This window comes from Aquimarina rubra (assembly GCF_042684305.1).
GTDB classification, from domain to species: Bacteria; Bacteroidota; Bacteroidia; order Flavobacteriales; family Flavobacteriaceae; genus Aquimarina; species Aquimarina rubra.
Genome location: NZ_JBHULE010000019.1, coordinates 1,621,261 through 1,643,158 on the forward strand (window position 1 = coordinate 1,621,261; position 21,898 = coordinate 1,643,158).

The window sequence follows — 21,898 nt, forward strand, 5'->3', positions numbered from 1 at the left end:
ATTTAACAATACCAAATTCTATATATGGAAACAACTGTTACTAATACAGGTACAGAAGGTAAAATCTGGGGTGGAGGTAATCAACCACTCAAGGCGAGTTATGGTAAGATGATGATGTGGTTTTTTATCCTGTCTGATGCACTTACATTCTCTGGTTTTCTTGCTGCTTACGGTTTTTCGAGATTTAAGTTTATTGATTCATGGCCAATAGCGGATGAAGTGTTTAATCACTTTCCATTTTTGCACGGAGTAGATGCACCGATGTATTATGTAGCATTGATGACATTTATATTGATTTTCTCTTCTGTAACTATGGTGTTAGCTGTGGATGCAGGTCATCATATGAAACAAAAGAAAGTGATTCTTTATATGTTTCTTACCATTATCGGAGGAGCAATATTTGTAGGGTCACAGGCTTGGGAGTGGAAAAACTTCATCAAAGGAGAGTATGGTGCGATAGAGACAAAGGGAGGACAGATTCTTCAATTCGTAGATACCGAAGGACACAGAGTTGCTTTGCACGATGTAGCTATTGTAAATAATGCACAAGACAGAGTACAGCACGAAAGTAAAAAAGGAATCTGGTACGAATCAGAAGGAACACTACCTACCTATACTGTTGAAGAAATAAAAGCTGGTTTTTCTAAAAGAAGCGATCTTTTAATTAGAACACAGATACTTACTGACAAAGGAGAAAAAACAATATTGTCTAGAGAAGAATCTTTGAGAAGATTGAATACCGATGCTATCGGTGTGGTAGAAGGTGCTAATTTGATCCACAATGAATATGGAACACCCTTATTTGCTAACTTCTTCTTCTTTATTACTGGATTTCACGGATTTCACGTATTCTCCGGTGTCGTGATTAATATTATCATATTCTTCAATGTGATATTAGGTACGTATGAGAGAAGAAAGAATTACGAAATGGTAGAAAAAGTTGGACTTTACTGGCACTTTGTAGATTTAGTTTGGGTATTTGTATTTACGTTCTTCTACCTGGTTTAATAATAAAAAGAATTTAGAATAGATATTATGGCACACGATACAGCACATCATGAATCAAATACCAAGAGAATTTGGATGGTATTTATTTTACTATCGGTAGTTACGATAGTTGAAGTGATTCTAGGTATTATAAAACCTGCATTTTTGATAGAGACTACAGTAATTAGTATGAAATTGCTTAATTGGATCTTTATAATTCTTACGATATATAAGGCATACTATATTACTTGGGCTTTTATGCATATGGAAGGTGAAACCAAAGGTTTAAGAAGATCAGTGGTTTGGACAGCAGTTTTTCTAATCTGTTACTTAATGTTTATACTACTAACAGAAGGTGATTATATATATGAAGTGTTTAAAGCTGGACACAAAAGCTGGGACTTCTAATAGATGCTTTGTACATACGTTAAAAGCATAATAAAAGATTACAAAAGACGGTTGGTTTCAGCCGTCTTTTTTATTTTTGCAAACGAAGTAAAGTCTATAGTTTAATGAAAAAATTTTTAGTTCTCGGAATACTTTTTATACTACCAATAGTGGTGTATTTGTTTTTTGCTTCAGCAGTAGATAACTTTTCTAAACTTCCCATTTTAGAAGAATCTATAGGTAATCTTGATGATTTCGAAAGTCTTACTGGAGAACAGATAACTTTAAAAGATAAGATTACAATATTGGGCTTTTTTGGAGAAAACGCTTATAATAAAAAAGGCAATGCATTTAACCTGAATCAAAAGATCTACAAAAAAAATTACGAATTTAGAGACTTTCAGTTTGTAATGATTTTACCTTATGGGAGTGAAGATGCTGCAAAAGAACTTTTAACCAAATTAGATGATATGGTGGATGTATCTGGTTGGAAATTTCTTTTTGGGACTCCTGAGAGTATCCAACGATTTTTTAAAGGTCTTAAAACTCCATACAAGTTGGATAAGCAACTTGCAACGAATTATGTGTTTATTATTGACAAGCAGGCTAATCTAAGAGGCAGAGAAGAGAATCTCGATAAAAAAGAACAAAAAATATACGGTTATGATACGAGTTCAGTAGCAGATCTTAACAATGTTATGGTAGATGATGTAAAAGTAATTCTTGCTGAATATCGTTTAGCACTAAAAAAATACAAAGCAGACCGTAAAGAAAAATAGAAAAATGAAGAAATATTCATACGTTGGTATATCGTTTGTCATTTTAATTTTTGGAATCATTTTTATTCCTAAAATTGTAAACAGGGTAAAGGAGTCTTCTATTGTGAAAAATGATAGAATGAGCGCCCAGAACCCAGTAGCTAACGAAAAACTCGCTTATATAAAAATTAATGGGAAGCCAAGAAAAGTCCCTGAGTTTGCTTTTCTAAATCAAGATAGTTTAGTTATTACGAATCACGATTATAAAGGGAAGGTGTATGTAGCAGATTTTTTCTTTACCAGTTGTCCTACAATATGCCCAAAAATGACGCGTAATCTAGTGTATTTGCAAAATGAACTAAAAGACTATGAAAATTTTGGAGTAGCTTCTTTTACGATTAATCCGAAACGAGACTCACCCCGAATATTAAAGAAATATGCAGAAAATTACGGAATTACTAATCCTGATTGGAATCTACTAACTGGAGAAAGAGAGGATTTATATGAGCTGGCCAATGCTGGTTTTAATATCTATGCCGCAGAAAACCCAGAAGTACCTGGTGGATTCGAACACAATGGATATTTTGCTTTGATCGATCAAGAGGGGTATATTAGGTCACGTTATGATGCTTCAGGAAACCCAATAATATATTATCGAGGTACGATTGGGGTAGAAGAAGAAAAAGATGAAAATGGAGAAGAGGAGCAGATGACAATCTTGCTAGAAGATATCAAAAAATTATTGAAAAAAGATGAGTAGTAACACATCAAGAGAGGAAAGTAAATATAATAAGTGGATTGTTCTATTGTCGATAGCTATTCCGGTAGTGGTAGCTGCATTATTTGGTGTTAATCTACGTAAATTGGGTTTTGATGTAAAACCGCTTACTTTTTTACCTCCAATTTATGCAAGTATTAATGGGTTGACAGCGGTTATTCTCTTGGCGGCATTTTGGGCAATTAAGAATAAGAAGATTGAGTTACATGAAAACCTTATGAAGTCTGCAATTGCGTGCTCAGTGTTGTTTTTAGTAATGTATGTTGCATATCATATGACGAGTGATTCTACTAAATTTGGAGGTGAAGGAACTATACGTTATGTATATTATTTCATATTGATCACACATATTATCTTATCTGTGGTCGTAATTCCGTTTGTTTTGGTTACATACGTTAGAGCATTGTCAAAAAGATTTGACAAACATAGAAAAATTGCCAGAATAACATTTCCTATATGGCTATATGTGGCAATATCCGGAGTTGTTGTATATCTAATGATTTCTCCTTATTATGGTTAATGTAAAAGTTTAATTTATCATTCCAGCCCAAGCTAGAATCCAAAATGAGAAGAAAAGTATTCTATATAACAGTTTTATTAATACTATTTACAATTCCTGTAGATGCGCAATGCGCTATGTGCAGAGCAGTACTCGAAAGTGAAGAAGGACAAGAAACTGCAAGAGGTATCAATAATGGGATCGTATATTTGATGATTATCCCGTATGTGCTTATTGGTGCTATAGGATATGTTATGTACAGAAATAAAAAGAAAAATTCTCAAAGTATTTAGCAGCTTTCTTCTAATTTGTTAATCTTTAACATTTTCATAACACAATTAAGTGTAACAAAATAGGTGTAGGAGAAGTCTTATGGTATAAGACTACACTAACCAATCCAAATTATTTCTAGACGGGAAAACTAGAAAATTAATCTGCTAGAATTTATAGTATTATAAAGTAAGTGAGTCTTGATCAAAAGAAAAAGGTGTTTTTTGCATCTTATGAATCTTAATCTTACTGTATGATCGAAATTAAAGACTTACATAAATCTTACCAAATGGGAAGCAATTCCCTTCACGTACTTAAAGGTATTAATTTTAGTGTTAAAGAAGGGGAGTTGGTTGCTATTATGGGATCTTCGGGTTCTGGAAAATCTACCTTACTTAATATCTTAGGAATGCTGGATGAAGCTGATAGTGGAAGTTATTTTTTAGATAATCTTCCTATCAAAAATCTTAATGAGAAGATAGCCGCTAAATACAGAAATAAATTTCTTGGATTCATCTTTCAATCTTTCAATCTTATTAATTATAAAAATGCTCTAGATAATGTTGCGATGCCACTATATTATCAAGGTATGAAAAGAAAGGAAAGAACAGACAAAGCTCTTCATTATTTAGATAAGGTAGGCTTAGCTGATTGGGCGACTCATCTTCCTAATGAGCTGTCCGGTGGACAAAAGCAACGTGTAGCGATCGCTCGGGCTCTAGCCTCCGAGCCAAAAGTTTTATTAGCAGATGAACCTACAGGTGCTTTGGATACTAAAACATCTTATGAAGTAATGGAGTTAATTCAAGGGATTAACGACGAAGGAAAAACGATCCTTATCGTAACGCACGAAGAAGATATCGCACATATGACCAAAAGAATAGTTAATCTTAAAGATGGGGTAATTATTGACGATGGAACTGTAGAACAAGTAAGAGCCAATTCATATGTTTAATTTAGAGCGTTGGGAAGAAATATTTGATACAATTCGAAAGAATAAGTTGCGCACTTTTTTAACGGGACTTTCTGTAGCTTCTGGAATATTTATTTTGGTAATTCTTCTAGGAGTAGGTCAAGGTATGCAAAATGGTATAGCACAAGAATTTGAAGGCGATGCATCCAATAGTATTTGGGTCTGGACAAGACCTACTTCTGTAGAATATAAAGGACTAAATCCAGGAAGATTTTTTAGTATGACGAATGAGGATTTTGATTTTATTCATAAAACTAATGAAGATGTTATAGAATATGAATCATCACGTGTGCGAATATGGGGAGCGGTAATTTCTTATAAAAAAGAATCGGGTAGTTATAGAATTGAAGGTGTTTTTCCGGGATTCCAATTTATTGAAAATCAATCTATGATTTCTGGTAGGTTCATCAATCAGCAGGATATTAATGAAAAAAACAAAATAGTAGCTTTAGGAAATAAAGTTAAAGAAGCTTTATTTAAAAATGATGAAGATCCTATTGGAAAATATGTGAGATTAAATGATATTCCATTTAAGGTAGTGGGAGTGTATTCGGACAAAGGAGGTGAACGAGAAGAAGAACAAGTGTCAGTTCCATCAACTACAGCACAGCAAGTCTTCAATAGAGGGCAGAATATTAATAACCTTTCATATACCTTAAAACCAGAGAAGGATTTTGAAACAGCCGTTGCAAAGTCCGAAGAATTCGTATCGACGATAACTTCATACCTAAAGAATAAGCATGTTATTGCCCCAACAGATGAAAGAGCAATTGGAATTGGAAATTCTTTAGAACAAGCAAAACGTTTTTATAGTCTGATCTTTATGATCAAAGCATTTTTTTGGTGGGTAGGTGTATGTACAATTATTGCTGGTGTTGTAGGAGTGAGTAATATTATGCTCATTATAGTAAAAGAAAGAACAAAAGAAATTGGAATTCGAAAGGCTATTGGAGCACTTCCTTCTTCAATCATAGGTATGATTTTGCACGAGGCTATATTCGTGACGGCAATTGCAGGGTTTGCAGGCTTGATTTGTGGCTTGATTTTGTTAGAAGTTGTGGGTCCAATGATAGAAACTGATTTTATATCAAGTCCTTCGGTGAATTTCAATGTTGCTTTAACCACAGTATTTATACTAATTTTTGCAGGGGCAGTTGCTGGTTTTTTTCCAGCGTGGAGAGCAGCAAAGATCAAACCTATTGTAGCATTAAGAGACGAATAATATGTTTAACAGAGACCGATGGAATGAAATTATAGAGGCGCTTACCGCCAACTGGTTTAGAACCTTGCTTACAGCTTTTGGAGTATTCTGGGGTATCTTTATACTGGTGATATTATTGGCAGCTGGTAAGGGATTAGAAAACGGCGTAAAGCGGGGTTTTGGAGACATTGCTACTAATACCATGTTTATGTGGACTCAGGTTGCTTCTAAACCATATAAAGGACTGCCTAAAGGAAGAAGATATAATTTTAAAATCGGAGATGTAGCTTCTATTAGAGAAAAAGTACCGGGATTACTTTATATATCGCCCCGCAACCAACTTGGAGGATTTGGAGGGACTAATAATGTAGTTAGGGGGTTGAATACAGGTGCGTTTAACGTGTATGGCGACTATCCGGAAATTATCAAACAAGATCCAATCACAATTACGTCAGGAAGATTCATAAACTATGGTGACATAGACGAGAACAGAAAAGTGGCAGTGATTGGTGAGGGAGTGAAGAAAGAGTTGTTCAAGTTTGGAGAAGAACCTATAGGGGAATACATAAAGATACAAGGAGTAAGTTTTATGGTAATTGGCACCTATGTCAAAAAATCCAACAATGGAGACCGAGAGCGAGGGCAGAACGAAATATATGTCCCATTTACTTCTTTTTCACAGGCATTTAATAGAGCTGATAATGTTGGTTGGATGGCTATCACCGCAGAAGACGATAATTCTATAACCAATCTTAAGAAAAATATTATCGATGTGGTTAAAACAAATCATACGATACACCCTGAGGATAATCGTGCAGTGGGAAATTTCGATCTTTATGAAGAATTTAGTAAAATAAATGGTCTTTTTATTGCACTTAAAGGAGTAGCATATTTCGTAGGAGTTTTAGTGCTTCTATCAGGTATCATAGGAATAAGTAATATAATGCTTATTGTTGTCAAAGAAAGAACAAAGGAAATAGGTATACGAAGAGCTTTGGGAGCATCGCCATGGTCAGTACGTGGACAAATACTATTAGAATCAATTTTTTTAACGATCATTTCCGGAATGACCGGTATTGCAGTTTCTACAGGAGTGTTATTTTTAGCAAATAAGATTTTAGAAGGAATACCGGAAAGTGAAGATACAATGTTTGCGAATCCAAGTGTGGATCTTGCGGTAGTTTTTGTCGCTTTATTGATCCTTATTAGCAGTGGTCTTCTAGCAGGATTAATACCGGCACAAGTGGCCATAAAAACAAAGCCAATAGATGCTTTAAGAGCAGAGTAATTATAAATCAATCAATTAACTATTTAGAATAGTAAGAAATCAATAAATACTAAAATGAAAAAAACGATAACTGTCATTATTTTACTTCTCATTGTGGTTATATTCGGAGGAGCCTTATATTATTTGTATCAAAAAAATCAGGAAGATCCCGTAACTTATAAAACAGAGCAAAGTACTACGGAAACAATAATTAAAAAGACAGTGGCTACAGGCAGCATTGTCCCAAAAGAGGAGGTTTTAATAAAGCCAAATATTTCGGGAATTATTGAAGAAATTTATATCGAGGCAGGAGATCAGATCAAATCTGGGGATTTAATTGCTAAAATTAGGGTTATTCCTAACGTATCGTCATTACAAAGTGCCAAAAATGCTGTCCAAACTGCAAAAATAGACTTGGATAATCAGGAAAAAGTTTTCAATCGTCAAAAAGAGCTATTTGATAAAGGAGTAATTTCTGCTAATGAATTTGATGGCGCAGACGTATCTTACAAGCAGTCCAAACAAAATTATGAAGCCGCTCAGCAGAATTACCAGATCGTTCGTACTGGTACTACAAGAGGATTAGGAAGTGCGGCCAATACCCTAATACGTTCTACAGTTACAGGAATGGTATTAGAAGTTCCTGTAAAAGAAGGGAATCAAGTCATTGAATCCAATAATTTTAATGATGGTACCACTATAGCTGCCATAGCAGATGTTGGTAAAATGATTTTTGAAGGAAAGGTAGATGAAAGTGAAGTTGGAAAAATAAAAGAAAACCTACCTTTGGAAATAACCGTTGGAGCTATTGAAAATAAAAAATTTGATGCTGTTTTAGATTATATTGCGCCAAAAGGAAAAGAAGAAAATGGAGCTATTCAGTTCGAAATAAAAGGAACCTTAAATAAAAAAGATACTACTTTTATTAGAGCGGGATTAAGTGCCAATGCATCAATCATTTTAGCAAAAGTCGATAGCGTTATGGCTCTGAAAGAATCTCTTATTCAATATGATCCTAAAACTCAAAAGCCTTTTGTAGAGGTCGCTACAGGAGAGCAAGAATTTGAGAATAGGGATGTAGAATTAGGAGTTAGTGATGGTATAAACGTAGAAATAAAAAGCGGAATTTCTAAAGAAGATAAAATTAAAGTTTGGAATCAAATTAAGAAACCGGAGTTCGGAAATTAATTTTTTTTACAAATAAGTGTAACAACAACGATCAATAGTATACCAATAGGTGTTGTGAAATAAATCTTAAGCGTTTTTAATAAAATGTTTGGGTGAGTTTCCTTCTGACCTCTGAAAATAAAGAAAAACAGATGAAAGTTAAAATTTCGATTATTTGCTTTGTCCTCTTTGGGATGTTAGCTACGCAGGCACAAGAAAAAAAGTGGACCTTACGAGAGTGCCTAGAATATGCTTTAGAAAATAACATAACTATTAAACAGTCCGCACTTAATTTAGAGGCCGCTGAAATTGATAAATTAGCAGCATTAGGAAATTTTGTTCCTACCGTTAATACTTCTGCAACCCTTTCTTCAAATACTGGAGCCAACATTAACCCTGTAACGAATACTTTCGAGAGTACTACATTTACATCTCTGACGGGTGGATTTAATTTAGGACTTACTTTATTTGACGGATTACGTAATTTTAGACAATTACAAAGGGTCAAATTGAACAGATTGGTTAATCAATATAATCTTGGTAAATCAAAGGATGATATTGCATTATTTGTAGCCAATAGTTATTTGCAAGTATTATTAAACAAGGAATCATTAAAAGTAATAGAGAAGCAACATGATATTACTTTAGAGCAATTAAAAAGAACCAAAGATCTTGTCGAGGCTGGGGTATTACCACAGGGGGATCTTCTAGAGATAGAAGCTACTTCTGCTGATGAATTAACGCGTATTGTTCAAGCTCAGAATGCGGTATTGATTGCTCGTGTAGGGTTAGCACAAACACTTTTAATTAAAGATTACGAAAAGTTTGATATTGCAGAGCAAGATTATTTAGTGCCTTCTACGTCTATACTCGATAAATCAGTTGATGAGATAAGAAGTACCGCAAGACAATCTAGGTATGAGGTTCAGATTGCAGAACAGAACAAGTTATTAGCAGAAAAAGATTTACAGATTGCTAGAGGAGCGTACTATCCGACCTTAAATGCATTCTTTGGATATAATACAAGATGGGCAGATAACGATTTCTTTGATAGAGATATTGTAAAACAACTTTATGAAAATGATGGGTTTTCTTATGGTTTACAATTGAGTGTGCCTATTCTCAATAGGTTTTCGTCAAGGGTTAATGTAAAGCGAAGTAAGGTTAATGTAAAACGAACAGCTTTCCAATTAGAGCAAGCAGAATTAGACCTAGATAGTAACGTATATCAAGCATATCTGGACGCAAAAGGATCCGCAGAAGCTTACGAAGCATCATTAGTTGCGGTAAAAGCACAGGAAAGAGCGTATGAGTATGCCAAAGACAGGTATGATGTAGGAAGAACGAATGCATTCGACTTTAGTCAATCCAAGTTTAGGCTGGAAAATGCACAAAGTAATGAAGTTCAGGCAAAGTTTGATTATATTTTTAAAATCAAAGTACTAGAACTTTATTTTGGAATAAAACTAGCAGATATAAAATTGTAAATAACCAGTAGTCTGTTTGGGCTACTAATGAAAAAGGTTGTAATTTCATACAATAGAATTAATTTTTAAATTACGTCATGAGTAGAAAAACTTTACTAATCATTTTAATAATTGTTGTCGTTTTAGTTATTGGACTGGTCTTTGGTAAAAAGGCAGGATGGTTTGGTAAAGACGGAAACCTAAAGGAAGTAGAAATATCAAAAATTGAAAAACTTGATATTATTGAAACTGTTTCAGCTACCGGAAAAATTCAACCGGAGGTAGAGGTAAAATTATCTTCTGAAGTTTCTGGAGAAATCATTGATCTACCAATCAAAGAAGGACAACAAGTTAAAAAAGGAGACCTTTTGGTCAGAATTAATCCGGATATCATACAATCTGGTTTAAACAGGTCTCAGGCAGCGCTAGAAAATGTAAGAGCCGGGTTAAGACAAGCTGAGGCAAGTCTTAAGGAAGCAAAGTTGAGCTATGATCGTAATAAAGAATTATTTGATAAAGGAGTAATTTCTAAAGCAGAATGGGATACATCTGTTTCATCATTTGAAGTGGCCGAAGCTGCTAAACAATCTGCATTTTATAGTGTAAAAAGTGCACAAGCTACAGTAAATGAAGCAAAAGATAACCTGAACAGAACAACAATTTATGCACCAATGGGTGGAACTATTTCTAAATTATCTGTAGAATTAGGTGAGAGAGTGGTAGGTACACAGCAAATGGCTGGAACCGAAATCGTACGCGTTGCTAATCTAAGTAATATGGAAGTTGAGGTTGATGTAAACGAAAATGATATCGTTAAAATTTCATTAGGAGATTCAACTATTGTAGAAGTAGACGCTTACCTCAAAAAACAGTTTAAAGGATTAGTTACAGAGATTGCAAATTCCGCAGAAAACACATTAAGTGCTGACCAGGTAACGAATTTTAAAGTTAAAGTACGTATCCTCGAAGAATCCTATCAGGACTTAGTAAAGGATAAGCCAGAAAGTTATTCTCCCTTTAGACCGGGTATGACTGCTACAGTTGATGTGATCACTAATAAAAGACAAAATATCATTGGAGTTCCGATTAGTGCGATAGTGATTAAGAGTGATACTTCTAGTAAAGCCAAGAGATCTTATACAAAAGAAAAGCTTAAGGAATCTGATGAAAAATTTGAGTGTGTATTTGTTAAAGATGGAGGAGCTGCTAAATTAAGAGTGATTAAAACTGGTATTCAGGATGATAGCAATATAGAAATTACTGAAGGTTTACAGGTTGGCGAAGAAGTTATTACAGGACCTTATAACATCGTTACCAAAACACTAAAGACTGGTGATAAAGTGACTTCTAAAAAGGAAAAAAACACTGAAGAGTAATATGATAATTAAGGGTATCTTTGCATAAATTTTTTTAAAGATGGCCTATATTCTTTGCATAGAAACTTCTACTACTAATTGCTCAGTAGCCTTGGTAAAAGAAGGACATATAGTGATGTCCAAAGAAGATTATGATACCAAGTATTCTCATGCTGAGCGTTTGCATCACTTTATAAATATCGTAATAGATGAATCAGGAATAACTTTTGGAGATCTTAATGCCATTGCAGTTAGCAAAGGTCCTGGATCTTATACCGGTTTAAGAATTGGAGTTTCTGCGGCAAAAGGACTGTGTTATGGACTGGATATTCCATTGATTTCTGTGAATACATTACATTCTTTAGCGTTACAGGTAGAGTCGAAAAAAGGATTTATAGTGCCTATGATTGATGCCAGGAGGATGGAAGTATATTCTGCTGTATTCTCTAGTGATTATGAACAGCTAAGGTCTACTGAAGCCGAGATATTAACAGAAACTTCTTACCAGAATTATTTACAAGAGGGCGAGGTGTATTTTATCGGAAATGGAGTAGCTAAGTTCGCAGAAATATGTAATCATCAAAACGCAAAATTTATTTCAGAAAAATTGCCATCTGCAAATGAGATGGCAACCATTAGTTATGAGAAGTTTTTAAAAAACAACTTTGAAGATGTTAGTTATTTTGAACCCTATTACTTAAAAGACTTCGTGACGGGTTAGAAATATTTCTTAAAGCATTATACTTAGAAACCAGTTTTACAAGATCTTCAGGCTTTCTAGTTTTTATTTTTTCTTTTTTGATATATGCTTTTAGTTCATTTTCTTTATCAGAAAACATAGCTAATAAGTCATTTTTCTTAGTAGGTAATTCTATAGCAGTTCCATTTTCTTCAAGATAATAAGTTTCTATAGTTTTTATTTTACCTACTTGAGTAGTTCCGGTGTCGGCATCCATGCTTTTTGGTTCGGTAACTTTTAGATCATACTTTTTATAAATTCTGTATTGTTCTGTTAATTCTACAAGAACAAAATATCCATGATTCTTAAAACCTCGTTCATCTTTAAAAGTACAGTAATAGAAATAATCATTGTCAATCCTTACGTGAGTTGTGGGAATTTTTACAATCTCATATAAGTTAGAGTCTTTAGTGTATTCTAGTGCATCATTAAAAATGTTATATCTAACCTGAGCATCAAATGTTCCTTTTTTCTCATCAATTATAGTCGCATTCTGGTATTTTTTATTGGTATAAATAGAACCTACATACGTGTCAAAAACTTTTGTTTCCTGAGTGATCCTTAATAATTCTTGTGGCAACTGTGCTAATAAAGACGAAGTTGTTAAAAAAATTAGTATTTGTAGTATATTTCTCATATAATATAAATTTAAAGTACTAATATAATAAAATAATTCGATAAAAAGCATAAAACATAGATTAAATACGTTTTTAACGTAAAAAATATTGAAATATCGCCTGTATATAGGTAAAAGTGGTTTTCTATATCGTATCTAGAAAAATGTAATTTGATATCATGAAAAAAGCCATCTGTATAGGGCAGATGGCTAAATATTATTTAAAAAATAAGAAAAGGATATTAGTCTCTTCTGGACCTAGTGCTAAGTAAACTTCTGGATGGACTGGCATCACTACTTTTTAACGCATTGTATCTTGATACAAGACGGATAAGGTCTTCCTCTTTTCGTACTTTTATTTTTTCTTTTTTGATGTAAGCTTTTAGCTCTTCTTCTTTATCACCAAGTGCGGCAAGAATTTTTTTCTTGTTCATAGGTAGCTCCATGATTACACCTCTTTCCTCAAGAAAATATTTTGTTTTAATTTGTACTTTACCAGGAGTAGCTGTTCCACTAACAGATCCTTTGGCATCAGGTTCTGTTATTTTTACAGAGTATTTCTTATAAATTCTATAACGCTCATTTAATTCAACTAACACATAGTAACCTGGTCTTTTTAAACCTCTTTGCGTTTTGAATTCACAATAATAGTAATAGTCACCATCTATTCTTGCATGCGATGTAGGGCTCTTTACGAGTTCAAATAGGTCAGAGCCTTTCTTATATTCTAGTGCATCAGTGTAGGCATTGTACCTAAGTTTAGTATCAAAAGTTCCTGACTTCTCATCTATTACACTTGCATCTTTATATCTATGGCTCTCAAAAATAGAACCATCATACTCATCAAATGTACTAACTCTCTCTGTCGGTTTTAATAAAGATTGCGGAAGTTGCGCAAATAAAACAGGCGACATTACTAAAAACAAAAATTGTAGTATTTTTCTCACGGCTTATTGATTTAGGTGAAATAAACTTAATAAAATGATGGATTAAATGCAAAAATATAAGTTTTAATACAATATTTTTATCAATTCATTAAAGGATTAACTTTTTTGTCAATGTATTAACGGGAAATATTCTGTTTTGCTGAAAATATAACATCACTTTTTTATGGTAAAACAGTAGTTTTTGCTCCGAAAACGTTATAGATTTGTAAGAAATTACTTCAATAAGTATAAATAAAGTTTAATCACTCCAAAGAAAAAAAGTGCAAATGAGATATTTTGTGTTTACAAATTTGATATTAATAAACTGAGTGAAGAGTCTTATTAAAAAAATCAAAAACTTATGTGTGATATTATAGAGTGATAGGGGTACGATAAAAAACAAGAATTTCTCACGCCTAAAAGGTATTAAATTGAAGGAATATATCCATTTGGTGTAAAAAGATTAGAACTCTAAAAAACACAAAAAGAATCCCAAGAATATCATTGCGAGATGCTTTTATTATAAGCAATTAAATTTTCTGTAAATAAGCTTAATTTTTTCTTGTAGTTAACAAACTTCTAGAGTTACTTCCATCGGTGGTTTTTAGAGCATTGTATCTAGAAACAAGTCGTATTAGATCTTCTTCTTTCTTTACTTTAATACGCTCCTTTTTTATATATTTTTTAAGCTCATCTTCTTTGTCACTAAGTGTTGCCAAAATTTCTTTTTTATTCATAGGAAGCTCCATAATAACCCCTCTTTCTTCAAGAAAGTATTTTGTTTCGATACTAAGTTTTCCAGGAGTTGCATTTCCGCTAGCCGCTCCATTTTTACTGGGCTTTTTGATTTTTAGGTCATATTTTTTGTAGATTCTGTATTTGTCATTTAATTCGACAAGAACGTAATAACCGGGTCTTTTTAATCCGCGTTGTGTTTTAAAATTACAGTAGTAATAATAATCTCCATCAATTCTCGCATGGGATGTTGGATTCTTCACTAATTGGAACAAATCTTCTCCTTTTTCCAGTTCCAAAGCATCGGTGTATGTATTATAACGAAGCTTAGTGTCAAATGTTCCTGAATTTTCGTCTATAACACTAGCATCCTTGTATCTGAAGTTTTTATAGACAGAACCGTCATACTCATCAAAAGTAGTCACTATTTTTGCTGGTTCCATTAAAGATTGTGGAAGTTGAGCAAATAAAATGGGCGAGAATAATAAAAATAGTACATGTAGTTTTTTTCTCACGGCAATTTGATTTAGGTTATTGTAAATTTAATAAAACGCAATATTATACGCAAAAAATCAACTTTTAATGGGTTATTTTTATTTATTTGATAAAGTATTTCGTTTTTTCGCAAAATATTCGTTCGTTACTGTTTATTTTATTGCATAATTAACATCTTTTTATTATGGTTTAACAGTAAATGATAGCTAAAAAAAGGAAGATTTTGTAAGAAAAAACTTCAGTTCCGTGCTTAACAATCACATTTTATGATTATTATAATTTTTTTTTGATTTGGTGTTAAAGGAAAATATTGTTTGATATTTATGATAAACTCGATGAATATAGAAAATTTGAAAAAATGGATATTTTTTTTGTCCAAATTCGTTTTTCAGATATCAGATTGGTTTTTTAGTAAAAAAAGCATCTCAAAAACTGAGATGCTTTAAATAATATTATCATCCTACTTTAGGACAACTCATACCGGTAAATTTTTAATTGATTTCAAAAGATATTTTTAGAATAACTCTATACTCTGCAATTTCATTATCCTTGATCACTAACTTTTGGTCAGATATCCAAGCCGATTTAATATTTTTTACTGTTTTTGCAGCTTCTTTAACTCCGTTTTTTGCTGCATCTTCCCAACCTTTTTCTGAGGTTGCTATTACTTCTATTACTTTAACAATTGCCATTTTAATAATTTTTTGGTTAATATTTTATAAAAGGTTCTCTAAGATACAAGATACTTTGGTCTTTTTTAAATAATAACCATTATTATTTAAATGGTTTTTTCGATATGATTAAAGATAATTCGACAAACTACCCATTTATGGCTTCTACAAAGGCTACTTTATCTTTCAACATCTCTTTAAGCATGTTTTCTATTCCATTTTTTAATGTAAAAGTTGAAGAAGGGCATCCACTACAAGCACCTTGTAAGATTACTTTCACTCCTTTACTCACAGGATCATAAGAATCAAACATAATATTACCACCGTCACTTGCAACAGCTGGTTTAATGTATTCTTCAATAATATTAACGATATCTTTAGAAGTGTCATCCAGTTTCTCAAATGCAGCTTCCGCCTGCTTTTCCACCTGGCTTTTAGAAACTGTTATATTTTCAGAAAGTACTTCCTTACCTTGTTCAAGGTAGTCTCTTAAAAACTCTCTGATTTCCATGGTAATGTCATTCCAGTCTGCCATATCGTATTTATTAATCGAGATATAATTCTCATCGATATATACTTCCTTTACAAATGGAAAATGAAATAGTTTTTCTGCCAAAGGAGCTTCTTTGGTATCATCAATGCTTTTAAACTCATGACCCGAGGCAACTAATTTCTTATTTGCTACAAATTTAAGTACAGCGGGATTAGGAGTGCTTTCTGCATAGATGGTTATAGGTACTTTTTTTGTAGAAGAAGTTTCGTTAATAACAGGTTGCCCACTATTTAAATACTCTTTTATCTGTTCTGCAACTTCTTGTTGTACATCAGTCCATTCTACAATGTTGTACTTGTCTATTGCTACAAAATTTTGTGCAACAAACACCCTTTTCACAAATGGTAAGTAAAATAATTGTTGAGCTAATGGCGAATTTTTGGCTTGATCGATATTTTCAAATTCATAGCTGGTATGTTCAGTCAAAAAATAATTCGCCTCAAATTTTATAATACTTGGATTAGAAGTAGGTTCAACTTTTATTTCAAAATTCTTTTCCATGGATATATTTTTGGCAAATTTACTAAAAAGTAATTCCACTTTATAGTAGGGTTTATAAGATTAAGAATGTTTTAATACTGGGGTCAAAAGATATGTTCTGCTAAAAATTTATATATTTGATGCCGGCAATAAATAATATTTTGATTTGGGAAAGAAATATTAAAGCCCCACAATATAAGCAGAATTAAATAGTTTATATTGAAATAATTAACCTAGTTTTTCCTTTTAAATATAATGCCTCTGATGAATTTGAAGAAATACTATTTGTTGCTTGTTATTCTGACCTCTCAATTTATCTTTTCTCAGGAAGGAATTCCGGTATATGCAGATTATCTTTCTGATAACCTATATTTGGTTCATCCATCTATGGCCGGAGCCTCAAACGCCAATAAAATTAGGCTTACTGCTAGAAAGCAATGGTTTGATGTAGATAATGCACCAAGCACACAATCTGCAAATATCAATTTTAGAACAGGTGACAAAGTAGGTTTAGGAGCTATCGTTTATAGAGATGAAAACGGACGTTTTTCTCAGACAGGAGTATTTACAACATTTGCTTATCATTTATTATTTTCTCGTGATCGAACCGATCTTAATATGTTGTCCTTTGGTATTAGTGGAGCATTTATTCAATCAAATGTAGATGAGAGAGGATTAGATGATCCAGCAGATCCGGATCCGGTTTTAAGAGGAAATTTGCAAAAAGATGGCTATTTTAATATAGATGTAGGGATGTCTTACCATTATCTTAATTGGTTTGCTCATTTTACAGTAAAAAATATATTACCAACTACGAGAGATATTTTTGATAATCCTAATAATACAATCGTAGAACCTAATAATCAGAGAAGATATCTTTTTTCAGTTGGATATGTATTTGGGCTAGGAAATGGTCCCTGGAGTTTGGAGCCTTCAATATTATATCAGGCAACGGATCAAACTATGGAAAGCACTATTGATGCAAATTTAAAGGTGTACAGAAGATTCGGAGAGCTTGCCACGCTTTGGGGAGGTTTATCATATAGAAGAAGTTTTGATGGTGCAGAGTTTTCTCAAACAGGTACCGAAATTGAAAGTCAAAAACTTCAATATATCACACCATTTTTAGGTATAAATTATAAAAAGTGGATGGTCGGTTACACATATAGCTACCAGTCTAATTCTGTGGTATTAAGCAATGGAGGTTTTCATCAACTAACATTGGGATATGATTTTGGAGAACGTAAAGAACGTTGGAATTGTCATTGTCCTGCGGTGAATAATTAGCAAAGACATTGTATACAATATAGAAAAAAGACTAGCCTCATAAGCTAGTCTTTTTGGTTACTTCACTTCTGTACCATGAAATTTTAACCGTTTATCCAGTATAGGAACTAATGAGGAAAGTTCGTATATGTTTTTATAGCCATAACCATAGAGATTGATAAAGGTTGGGATGTTTAATGCCAATGGAAGACTTTTAGTTGGAAAATTTAGTATATCACCATCTATGTTGTTATTACAATAAATTAAGATTCTTGTCTTTTTATCCGGAATTATCTTCGCTAATTTCGCTTCTGTAAAATCCGAAAAATTTAAATGGACAGCTCCTTCTAAATGTTTTCGTTTGTAAGCAGCTTCTGATCTTGTATCCAATAAAACAGTTTTAGAATCTTTTGCGAAGTCAAGAAATTTATTAAGAGGTATTAATCTGGTTTCTCTATACTTCAAAACTTCTTCGCTAATTTCCAAAAATGAATTATAATCTACTTTTGACTTTTGTAATTTATCTTCCCTTTGAGACAACATAGTAATGGGTATTAGAAAAAGTATTAAACTTATTTTCATCGGTTTTGTTTTTATTATTATTCCCAACTAAAAGATTTTCTTTCTCCTTGAGTTTTTATTGCTTTAATTAAAGCAGCCTCGAGATTAGAATCATCCTTTTTGCTATTATTTTTGATGTATTCTATACGTTTCTTATTCAACTCCTGTATTTTTTGCTGCACTTCTTTTCGCTCATTACCTTTTTCGGCGATATATTGTTTTAGTTCTGTTTTAGACTTACCTTTTAATTCCTGTGGTAATTCTTCTTTCTCAACTTCTTCTATCTCAAAATTTTCATCTTCTACTGCATCTACTAGATCCCAACTTTTGTTTTTGTAAAACCCAGAACTTTTACTAACAGTTCTGCTGACTGCGTTAGCAGGACTGTAAGACCGAGCATTACTATCTTGTTCGGCTTGTAAGCTCATTTTTTTAGAGCCTTCATTTCCATAATAGATATATGTGTTATTTAATCGTCTATTTAATTGTAAGATGATATCATCATAAGGTGTAGCTATGTGTATTGTTTCTCTGTTGTGATCAATAGCACTATATTCTCCATTAGTTAGATCTGCTCCGTTTTTCCATTTGGTTTCTATACCTTGTTTGTAGTTTCCACAAAAAATAGTATTAATAGTAATATCCTTTTCCTTTGCGTCAATAGCAGCATCTTTATAGTTTACTGGGCCTTGGGTAAAAGGTTCGTTACCGGCTATAAAAATTAGTTTTAGATGATCATTGTTTTTTTTCCAGTCTAATTGATTTATAGAAGTATTGATTACTTTACCACAATACTCGTTACCACCATTAGTAGTCAGTGCAAAAAGTTCTTTGGAGATTTCATCCAGATCATCAGAAAAAGGAAGTACTTGTCTGATATATCCTTCTTGTGACGGTAAACGATCATTACCATATTCATACAAGGCAATTTGTAATTTTATTTTATAATGACCGCACTTTGCATAAGATAGCTCGTTTACGATTTCCCATAACTGAGCTTTGGCCTGATCAATGAGACCATCCATACTATTACTCGTATCTAACAATAGCGCGACTTGAATATTTCTTGTATCTGGATCTGTTTTGGAAGTGTAAATCTGGTATGAGTTATCAGATTGAAAAGCTAACTCAGAATTACCGTTATTTTTTGCGTTGCAGGAAACAGGAACTATTAGTAGGCATAATAAGCCCCATAAATTTATTGTCTTCATAATTATTGCTTTTTTAATTTAGGCTAAAACTAATAGGAACTTTTTTAGATAAAAATGGATAATGAGGAATGCTCTCATATCAATGAGTGAAAAGTCCGTATCAGTTAGGGAAGTAGTCTTTTGTAACCCAAATATTGATAGAAAAGCAGTTTGTCGTCAATTTCTGATTTTATTATCCCGTATAAATGGATTAAGTTTACCTTACTTATTTGGTATGTGATGAATAAATTTTGTTTCATTTTATTGGTTATGTGGTTGTTGCCTAATTCTTTTTTTGGTCAAGACAATCGGAGAATCCTAGAGGGATCAAAAGTCGTACCTAGAATGACAATAAGAGGTACTGTAAAAGAAGATAAGACGCTTCGACCATTGAAGAATGTAGAAATTAGAGTAGTAGGTGGTAATACATATCTCACGGATAATTTAGGAGATTTTAGAATACAAGCCAAAATAGGCGATGAGATCATTATTAGTCATGATAATTTTAATACGATTCATCATACTATTAAAAGTGGAGAAAGAATTGATGTTAAAGTACAAGAAGATCCCACGGTTTCAAGTGCTGAAAGAGAGCGGAAGCAAAAAAAATTATCTGCTGCATATGGAGTGCATCTTGCTGCTGCCAGAAATTCCATGAAAAAAGACGCTACAACCAGTATTGATTATGTAACAAAAGCTCTTGAAACTATTGAGGATGATGATACTTTCGGAGATGAGAAAAAGGCAGAGCTTTTTGAAACTTTGGGAGATATTAATGCGTATTGGAAACAACCTGATTTAGCTGAAAGTAATTATATCACTAGTCTAAGCAATAAATATAATACTGATGTAAAAATTAAATTGGGAAATGCTCAATTACAAAGTGAAAATTATGAATCTTCCCTACGTACTTTTGATGAATTAAAGAAATCCAGATTAAATGCTATACAGCGAATTAAAGTATATGCTGGATTAGGGGATAGTTATAAGGGTTCTGGTAGTAACGAAAATGCTGTCAATAATTATAATATAGCATTGTCTTTTGCGCAAAAGAACAAGTCAGAAGATTTTATTATTGATTTAAATTCTAAGTTGGCAGAAATGCTTCAGATTCAAGGAAATCTGGATGGAGCAGAGGAGTATTTAGATAATTCTGTACAGCTTGCAAGTAAGAGGAGTAAAAAATCTTCAGCTCGACAGAGAGCAAAAGCGGCTGATTTTTATAATAAAAACAACAGTTTTGATAAAGAAATACAATTACGAAAGGAAGCACTCGAGGACATTCAGGATTTGGAAAAAAAAGAGGCATACAGTCCTGTGAAAAACGACAGTATTGAGTCTGATCCTAATACTACTACTAATGAAGACAGGGCCATTACCTCACAGGTGCAGAATTACAAAATAGCCAATGCATTTGCTGCGCAATCCGAATTTGATGAAGCAATACCTTATTTGGAAGAAAGTATCAAAAAGGCAGAATCAGAAAATGATTTGGTTGTTCAAAAAGATGCTACCAGAAAACTTGGAGAGGTATATAGAGAAAAAGGAGAATTAGAAAAAGCTTCTGAAGCTTTTAAAGAATATGAAGTCATCATTGATAGACTATACGTACAAAAAGATCAGGAAATATCGCAAGCTACCAGATTTAGTAGAGAGCTGGCTCAAAAGGCGAATCGGATTGCTACACTAGAAAAAGATAGAGAACTTAATGAGAGTAGATATAAATTGGCATTTGCATCTCAGGAACTAGCCGGACAGCAAAAAATAATTATCTATTCATTAATTGGGTTGTCTGTTTTATTGTTTTTGGCGGCATATCTTATGTATCGCAATATAAAACAGCAGCAATATGCTAATAACTTATTGGCACTAAAATCATTGCGCTCTCAAATGAATCCACATTTTATTTTTAACGCATTAAATTCGGTAAATACATTCATAGCTACAAGCGATGAAAGAGCTGCCAATAAATATCTAACCGATTTTTCATTGTTAATGAGAGCGGTTTTAGAAAATAGTGAGGAAGATTTCATTCCGTTAGAAAATGAAATAGAGTTATTAGAATTGTATGTACAATTGGAGCATTTTAGATTCCAGGATAAATTCGAGTATACTATAGAAGTAGATCCTGAAATTAATATCAAAGAATATATGATTCCACCAATGTTACTACAACCTTATGTAGAGAATGCTGTGTGGCACGGATTGCGATATAAGGAAGAAAAGGGGTTGTTGTCAATACGTTTTGATAAAACGAATAGCGAAACCATAGAAATAGTGATCGCAGATAACGGAATCGGGAGAGAAAAATCTAAAGCACTAAAAACATTAAATCAAAAGAAACAAAAGTCTCAAGGAATGAGTAATATCAAAAAGCGGATCAATATTCTTAATACAATGTATAAGGATAAAGTTGATGTTTTTATCTCAGATTTGATTGATGAAGAAGGAGGTACTCAAGTAAAATTGACACTCAAAAAAGATACGTAATATTTTTAAGAGTCTTTAAAAGTTTCAAAATAGTAAGTGACTCAGAAGAGTTTAAAAGTAATCTAATA

Annotated in this window: 22 protein-coding genes; 15 read left to right on the top strand and 7 right to left on the bottom strand. The window is 32.8% G+C overall.

The window, feature by feature from the left end; all coding sequences use genetic code 11:
- Nucleotides 1-24 precede the first annotated feature (24 nt).
- From ACFSR1_RS15555 to tsaB, 13 genes are all read left to right on the top strand, one after another.
- Complete coding sequence (locus tag ACFSR1_RS15555) at nucleotides 25-1,008, top strand: cytochrome c oxidase subunit 3 (RefSeq protein WP_378293939.1); 984 nt, start codon at nucleotides 25-27, stop codon at nucleotides 1,006-1,008.
- Between the two features lie 27 nt (nucleotides 1,009-1,035).
- A complete protein-coding gene (locus tag ACFSR1_RS15560; RefSeq protein WP_378293940.1) occupies nucleotides 1,036-1,395 on the top strand; it encodes a cytochrome C oxidase subunit IV family protein in 360 nt (119 codons plus the stop codon).
- 104 nt (nucleotides 1,396-1,499) lie between these two features.
- Nucleotides 1,500-2,153, top strand: a complete 654-nt coding sequence (locus ACFSR1_RS15565) for a hypothetical protein (protein ID WP_378293941.1) — start codon at nucleotides 1,500-1,502, stop codon at nucleotides 2,151-2,153.
- 4 nt (nucleotides 2,154-2,157) lie between these two features.
- On the top strand, nucleotides 2,158-2,892 hold the full coding sequence (locus ACFSR1_RS15570; protein ID WP_378293942.1) for an SCO family protein: 735 nt from the start codon (nucleotides 2,158-2,160) through the stop codon (nucleotides 2,890-2,892).
- The gene (locus ACFSR1_RS15575) at nucleotides 2,885-3,430 is read left to right on the top strand and encodes a DUF420 domain-containing protein (protein ID WP_378293943.1); all 546 of its coding nucleotides are present in this window, start codon (nucleotides 2,885-2,887) and stop codon (nucleotides 3,428-3,430) included. Before ACFSR1_RS15570 ends, ACFSR1_RS15575 begins: the two co-directional genes overlap by 8 nt.
- 44 nt (nucleotides 3,431-3,474) lie before the next feature.
- Nucleotides 3,475-3,702 carry a hypothetical protein gene (locus tag ACFSR1_RS15580; protein WP_378293944.1) on the top strand — a complete coding sequence of 76 codons (228 nt, stop codon included), beginning with the start codon at nucleotides 3,475-3,477 and terminating at the stop codon, nucleotides 3,700-3,702.
- A 230-nt stretch (nucleotides 3,703-3,932) separates the two neighbouring features.
- Nucleotides 3,933-4,634 carry an ABC transporter ATP-binding protein gene (locus tag ACFSR1_RS15585; protein WP_378293945.1) on the top strand — a complete coding sequence of 234 codons (702 nt, stop codon included), beginning with the start codon at nucleotides 3,933-3,935 and terminating at the stop codon, nucleotides 4,632-4,634.
- Nucleotides 4,627-5,874: an ABC transporter permease gene (locus ACFSR1_RS15590; RefSeq protein ID WP_378293946.1), complete on the top strand. Its 1,248-nt coding sequence runs from the start codon at nucleotides 4,627-4,629 to the stop codon at nucleotides 5,872-5,874. Before ACFSR1_RS15585 ends, ACFSR1_RS15590 begins: the two co-directional genes overlap by 8 nt.
- Nucleotide 5,875: 1 nt before the next feature.
- Nucleotides 5,876-7,141, top strand: a complete 1,266-nt coding sequence (locus tag ACFSR1_RS15595; RefSeq protein WP_378293947.1) for an ABC transporter permease — start codon at nucleotides 5,876-5,878, stop codon at nucleotides 7,139-7,141.
- A gap of 54 nt (nucleotides 7,142-7,195) precedes the next feature.
- The gene (locus ACFSR1_RS15600; protein WP_378293948.1) at nucleotides 7,196-8,308 is read left to right on the top strand and encodes an efflux RND transporter periplasmic adaptor subunit; all 1,113 of its coding nucleotides are present in this window, start codon (nucleotides 7,196-7,198) and stop codon (nucleotides 8,306-8,308) included.
- A gap of 131 nt (nucleotides 8,309-8,439) precedes the next feature.
- Nucleotides 8,440-9,774, top strand: a complete 1,335-nt coding sequence (locus tag ACFSR1_RS15605) for a TolC family protein (protein ID WP_378293949.1) — start codon at nucleotides 8,440-8,442, stop codon at nucleotides 9,772-9,774.
- 77 nt (nucleotides 9,775-9,851) lie between these two features.
- Entirely contained in the window at nucleotides 9,852-11,129 is a 1,278-nt protein-coding gene (locus ACFSR1_RS15610) for an efflux RND transporter periplasmic adaptor subunit (RefSeq protein ID WP_378293950.1), read from the top strand.
- Between the two features lie 40 nt (nucleotides 11,130-11,169).
- Nucleotides 11,170-11,829: a tRNA (adenosine(37)-N6)-threonylcarbamoyltransferase complex dimerization subunit type 1 TsaB gene (tsaB, locus tag ACFSR1_RS15615; RefSeq protein ID WP_378293951.1), complete on the top strand. Its 660-nt coding sequence runs from the start codon at nucleotides 11,170-11,172 to the stop codon at nucleotides 11,827-11,829.
- Here tsaB and ACFSR1_RS15620 read toward each other — a convergent pair.
- The 5 genes from ACFSR1_RS15620 to ACFSR1_RS15640 all read right to left on the bottom strand — a co-directional run bounded on the left by ACFSR1_RS15620 (nucleotide 11,783) and on the right by ACFSR1_RS15640 (nucleotide 16,344).
- Entirely contained in the window at nucleotides 11,783-12,484 is a 702-nt protein-coding gene (locus ACFSR1_RS15620) for a hypothetical protein (protein WP_378293952.1), read from the bottom strand. The genes tsaB and ACFSR1_RS15620 overlap by 47 nt on opposite strands.
- A gap of 221 nt (nucleotides 12,485-12,705) precedes the next feature.
- Entirely contained in the window at nucleotides 12,706-13,410 is a 705-nt protein-coding gene (locus tag ACFSR1_RS15625; protein ID WP_378293953.1) for a hypothetical protein, read from the bottom strand.
- Between the two features lie 530 nt (nucleotides 13,411-13,940).
- Nucleotides 13,941-14,639, bottom strand: a complete 699-nt coding sequence (locus ACFSR1_RS15630; RefSeq protein WP_378293954.1) for a hypothetical protein — start codon at nucleotides 14,637-14,639, stop codon at nucleotides 13,941-13,943.
- A 471-nt stretch (nucleotides 14,640-15,110) separates the two neighbouring features.
- A complete protein-coding gene (locus ACFSR1_RS15635; RefSeq protein WP_378293955.1) occupies nucleotides 15,111-15,311 on the bottom strand; it encodes a dodecin family protein in 201 nt (66 codons plus the stop codon).
- Nucleotides 15,312-15,438: 127 nt separating this feature from the next.
- Entirely contained in the window at nucleotides 15,439-16,344 is a 906-nt protein-coding gene (locus tag ACFSR1_RS15640) for a NifU family protein (RefSeq protein ID WP_378293956.1), read from the bottom strand.
- A 243-nt stretch (nucleotides 16,345-16,587) separates the two neighbouring features.
- Here ACFSR1_RS15640 and ACFSR1_RS15645 point away from each other — a divergent pair, with 243 nt between their 5' ends.
- Entirely contained in the window at nucleotides 16,588-17,610 is a 1,023-nt protein-coding gene (locus tag ACFSR1_RS15645) for a PorP/SprF family type IX secretion system membrane protein (RefSeq protein WP_378293957.1), read from the top strand.
- A 57-nt stretch (nucleotides 17,611-17,667) separates the two neighbouring features.
- Here the strand turns inward: ACFSR1_RS15645 and ACFSR1_RS15650 are convergent, their stop codons facing one another.
- Both ACFSR1_RS15650 and ACFSR1_RS15655 read right to left on the bottom strand, forming a co-directional pair.
- The gene (locus ACFSR1_RS15650) at nucleotides 17,668-18,171 is read right to left on the bottom strand and encodes a rhodanese-like domain-containing protein (protein WP_378293958.1); all 504 of its coding nucleotides are present in this window, start codon (nucleotides 18,169-18,171) and stop codon (nucleotides 17,668-17,670) included.
- Nucleotides 18,172-18,188: 17 nt separating this feature from the next.
- Entirely contained in the window at nucleotides 18,189-19,361 is a 1,173-nt protein-coding gene (locus ACFSR1_RS15655) for a vWA domain-containing protein (protein ID WP_378293959.1), read from the bottom strand.
- A 324-nt stretch (nucleotides 19,362-19,685) separates the two neighbouring features.
- Between ACFSR1_RS15655 and ACFSR1_RS15660 the strand changes: the two genes are divergently transcribed.
- The gene (locus ACFSR1_RS15660) at nucleotides 19,686-21,830 is read left to right on the top strand and encodes a tetratricopeptide repeat-containing sensor histidine kinase (RefSeq protein ID WP_378293960.1); all 2,145 of its coding nucleotides are present in this window, start codon (nucleotides 19,686-19,688) and stop codon (nucleotides 21,828-21,830) included.
- Nucleotides 21,831-21,898 lie beyond the last annotated feature (68 nt).

Coding starts and splice junctions, on each gene's coding strand:
- ACFSR1_RS15555 (WP_378293939.1), top strand. CDS start 25: ATGGAAACAACTGTTACTAATACAGGTACAGAAGGTAAAATCTGGGGT.
- ACFSR1_RS15560 (WP_378293940.1), top strand. CDS start 1,036: ATGGCACACGATACAGCACATCATGAATCAAATACCAAGAGAATTTGG.
- ACFSR1_RS15565 (WP_378293941.1), top strand. CDS start 1,500: ATGAAAAAATTTTTAGTTCTCGGAATACTTTTTATACTACCAATAGTG.
- ACFSR1_RS15570 (WP_378293942.1), top strand. CDS start 2,158: ATGAAGAAATATTCATACGTTGGTATATCGTTTGTCATTTTAATTTTT.
- ACFSR1_RS15575 (WP_378293943.1), top strand. CDS start 2,885: ATGAGTAGTAACACATCAAGAGAGGAAAGTAAATATAATAAGTGGATT.
- ACFSR1_RS15580 (WP_378293944.1), top strand. CDS start 3,475: ATGAGAAGAAAAGTATTCTATATAACAGTTTTATTAATACTATTTACA.
- ACFSR1_RS15585 (WP_378293945.1), top strand. CDS start 3,933: ATGATCGAAATTAAAGACTTACATAAATCTTACCAAATGGGAAGCAAT.
- ACFSR1_RS15590 (WP_378293946.1), top strand. CDS start 4,627: ATGTTTAATTTAGAGCGTTGGGAAGAAATATTTGATACAATTCGAAAG.
- ACFSR1_RS15595 (WP_378293947.1), top strand. CDS start 5,876: ATGTTTAACAGAGACCGATGGAATGAAATTATAGAGGCGCTTACCGCC.
- ACFSR1_RS15600 (WP_378293948.1), top strand. CDS start 7,196: ATGAAAAAAACGATAACTGTCATTATTTTACTTCTCATTGTGGTTATA.
- ACFSR1_RS15605 (WP_378293949.1), top strand. CDS start 8,440: ATGAAAGTTAAAATTTCGATTATTTGCTTTGTCCTCTTTGGGATGTTA.
- ACFSR1_RS15610 (WP_378293950.1), top strand. CDS start 9,852: ATGAGTAGAAAAACTTTACTAATCATTTTAATAATTGTTGTCGTTTTA.
- tsaB (WP_378293951.1), top strand. CDS start 11,170: ATGGCCTATATTCTTTGCATAGAAACTTCTACTACTAATTGCTCAGTA.
- ACFSR1_RS15620 (WP_378293952.1), bottom strand. CDS start 12,484: ATGAGAAATATACTACAAATACTAATTTTTTTAACAACTTCGTCTTTA.
- ACFSR1_RS15635 (WP_378293955.1), bottom strand. CDS start 15,311: ATGGCAATTGTTAAAGTAATAGAAGTAATAGCAACCTCAGAAAAAGGT.
- ACFSR1_RS15640 (WP_378293956.1), bottom strand. CDS start 16,344: ATGGAAAAGAATTTTGAAATAAAAGTTGAACCTACTTCTAATCCAAGT.
- ACFSR1_RS15645 (WP_378293957.1), top strand. CDS start 16,588: ATGAATTTGAAGAAATACTATTTGTTGCTTGTTATTCTGACCTCTCAA.
- ACFSR1_RS15650 (WP_378293958.1), bottom strand. CDS start 18,171: ATGAAAATAAGTTTAATACTTTTTCTAATACCCATTACTATGTTGTCT.
- ACFSR1_RS15655 (WP_378293959.1), bottom strand. CDS start 19,361: ATGAAGACAATAAATTTATGGGGCTTATTATGCCTACTAATAGTTCCT.
- ACFSR1_RS15660 (WP_378293960.1), top strand. CDS start 19,686: ATGACAATAAGAGGTACTGTAAAAGAAGATAAGACGCTTCGACCATTG.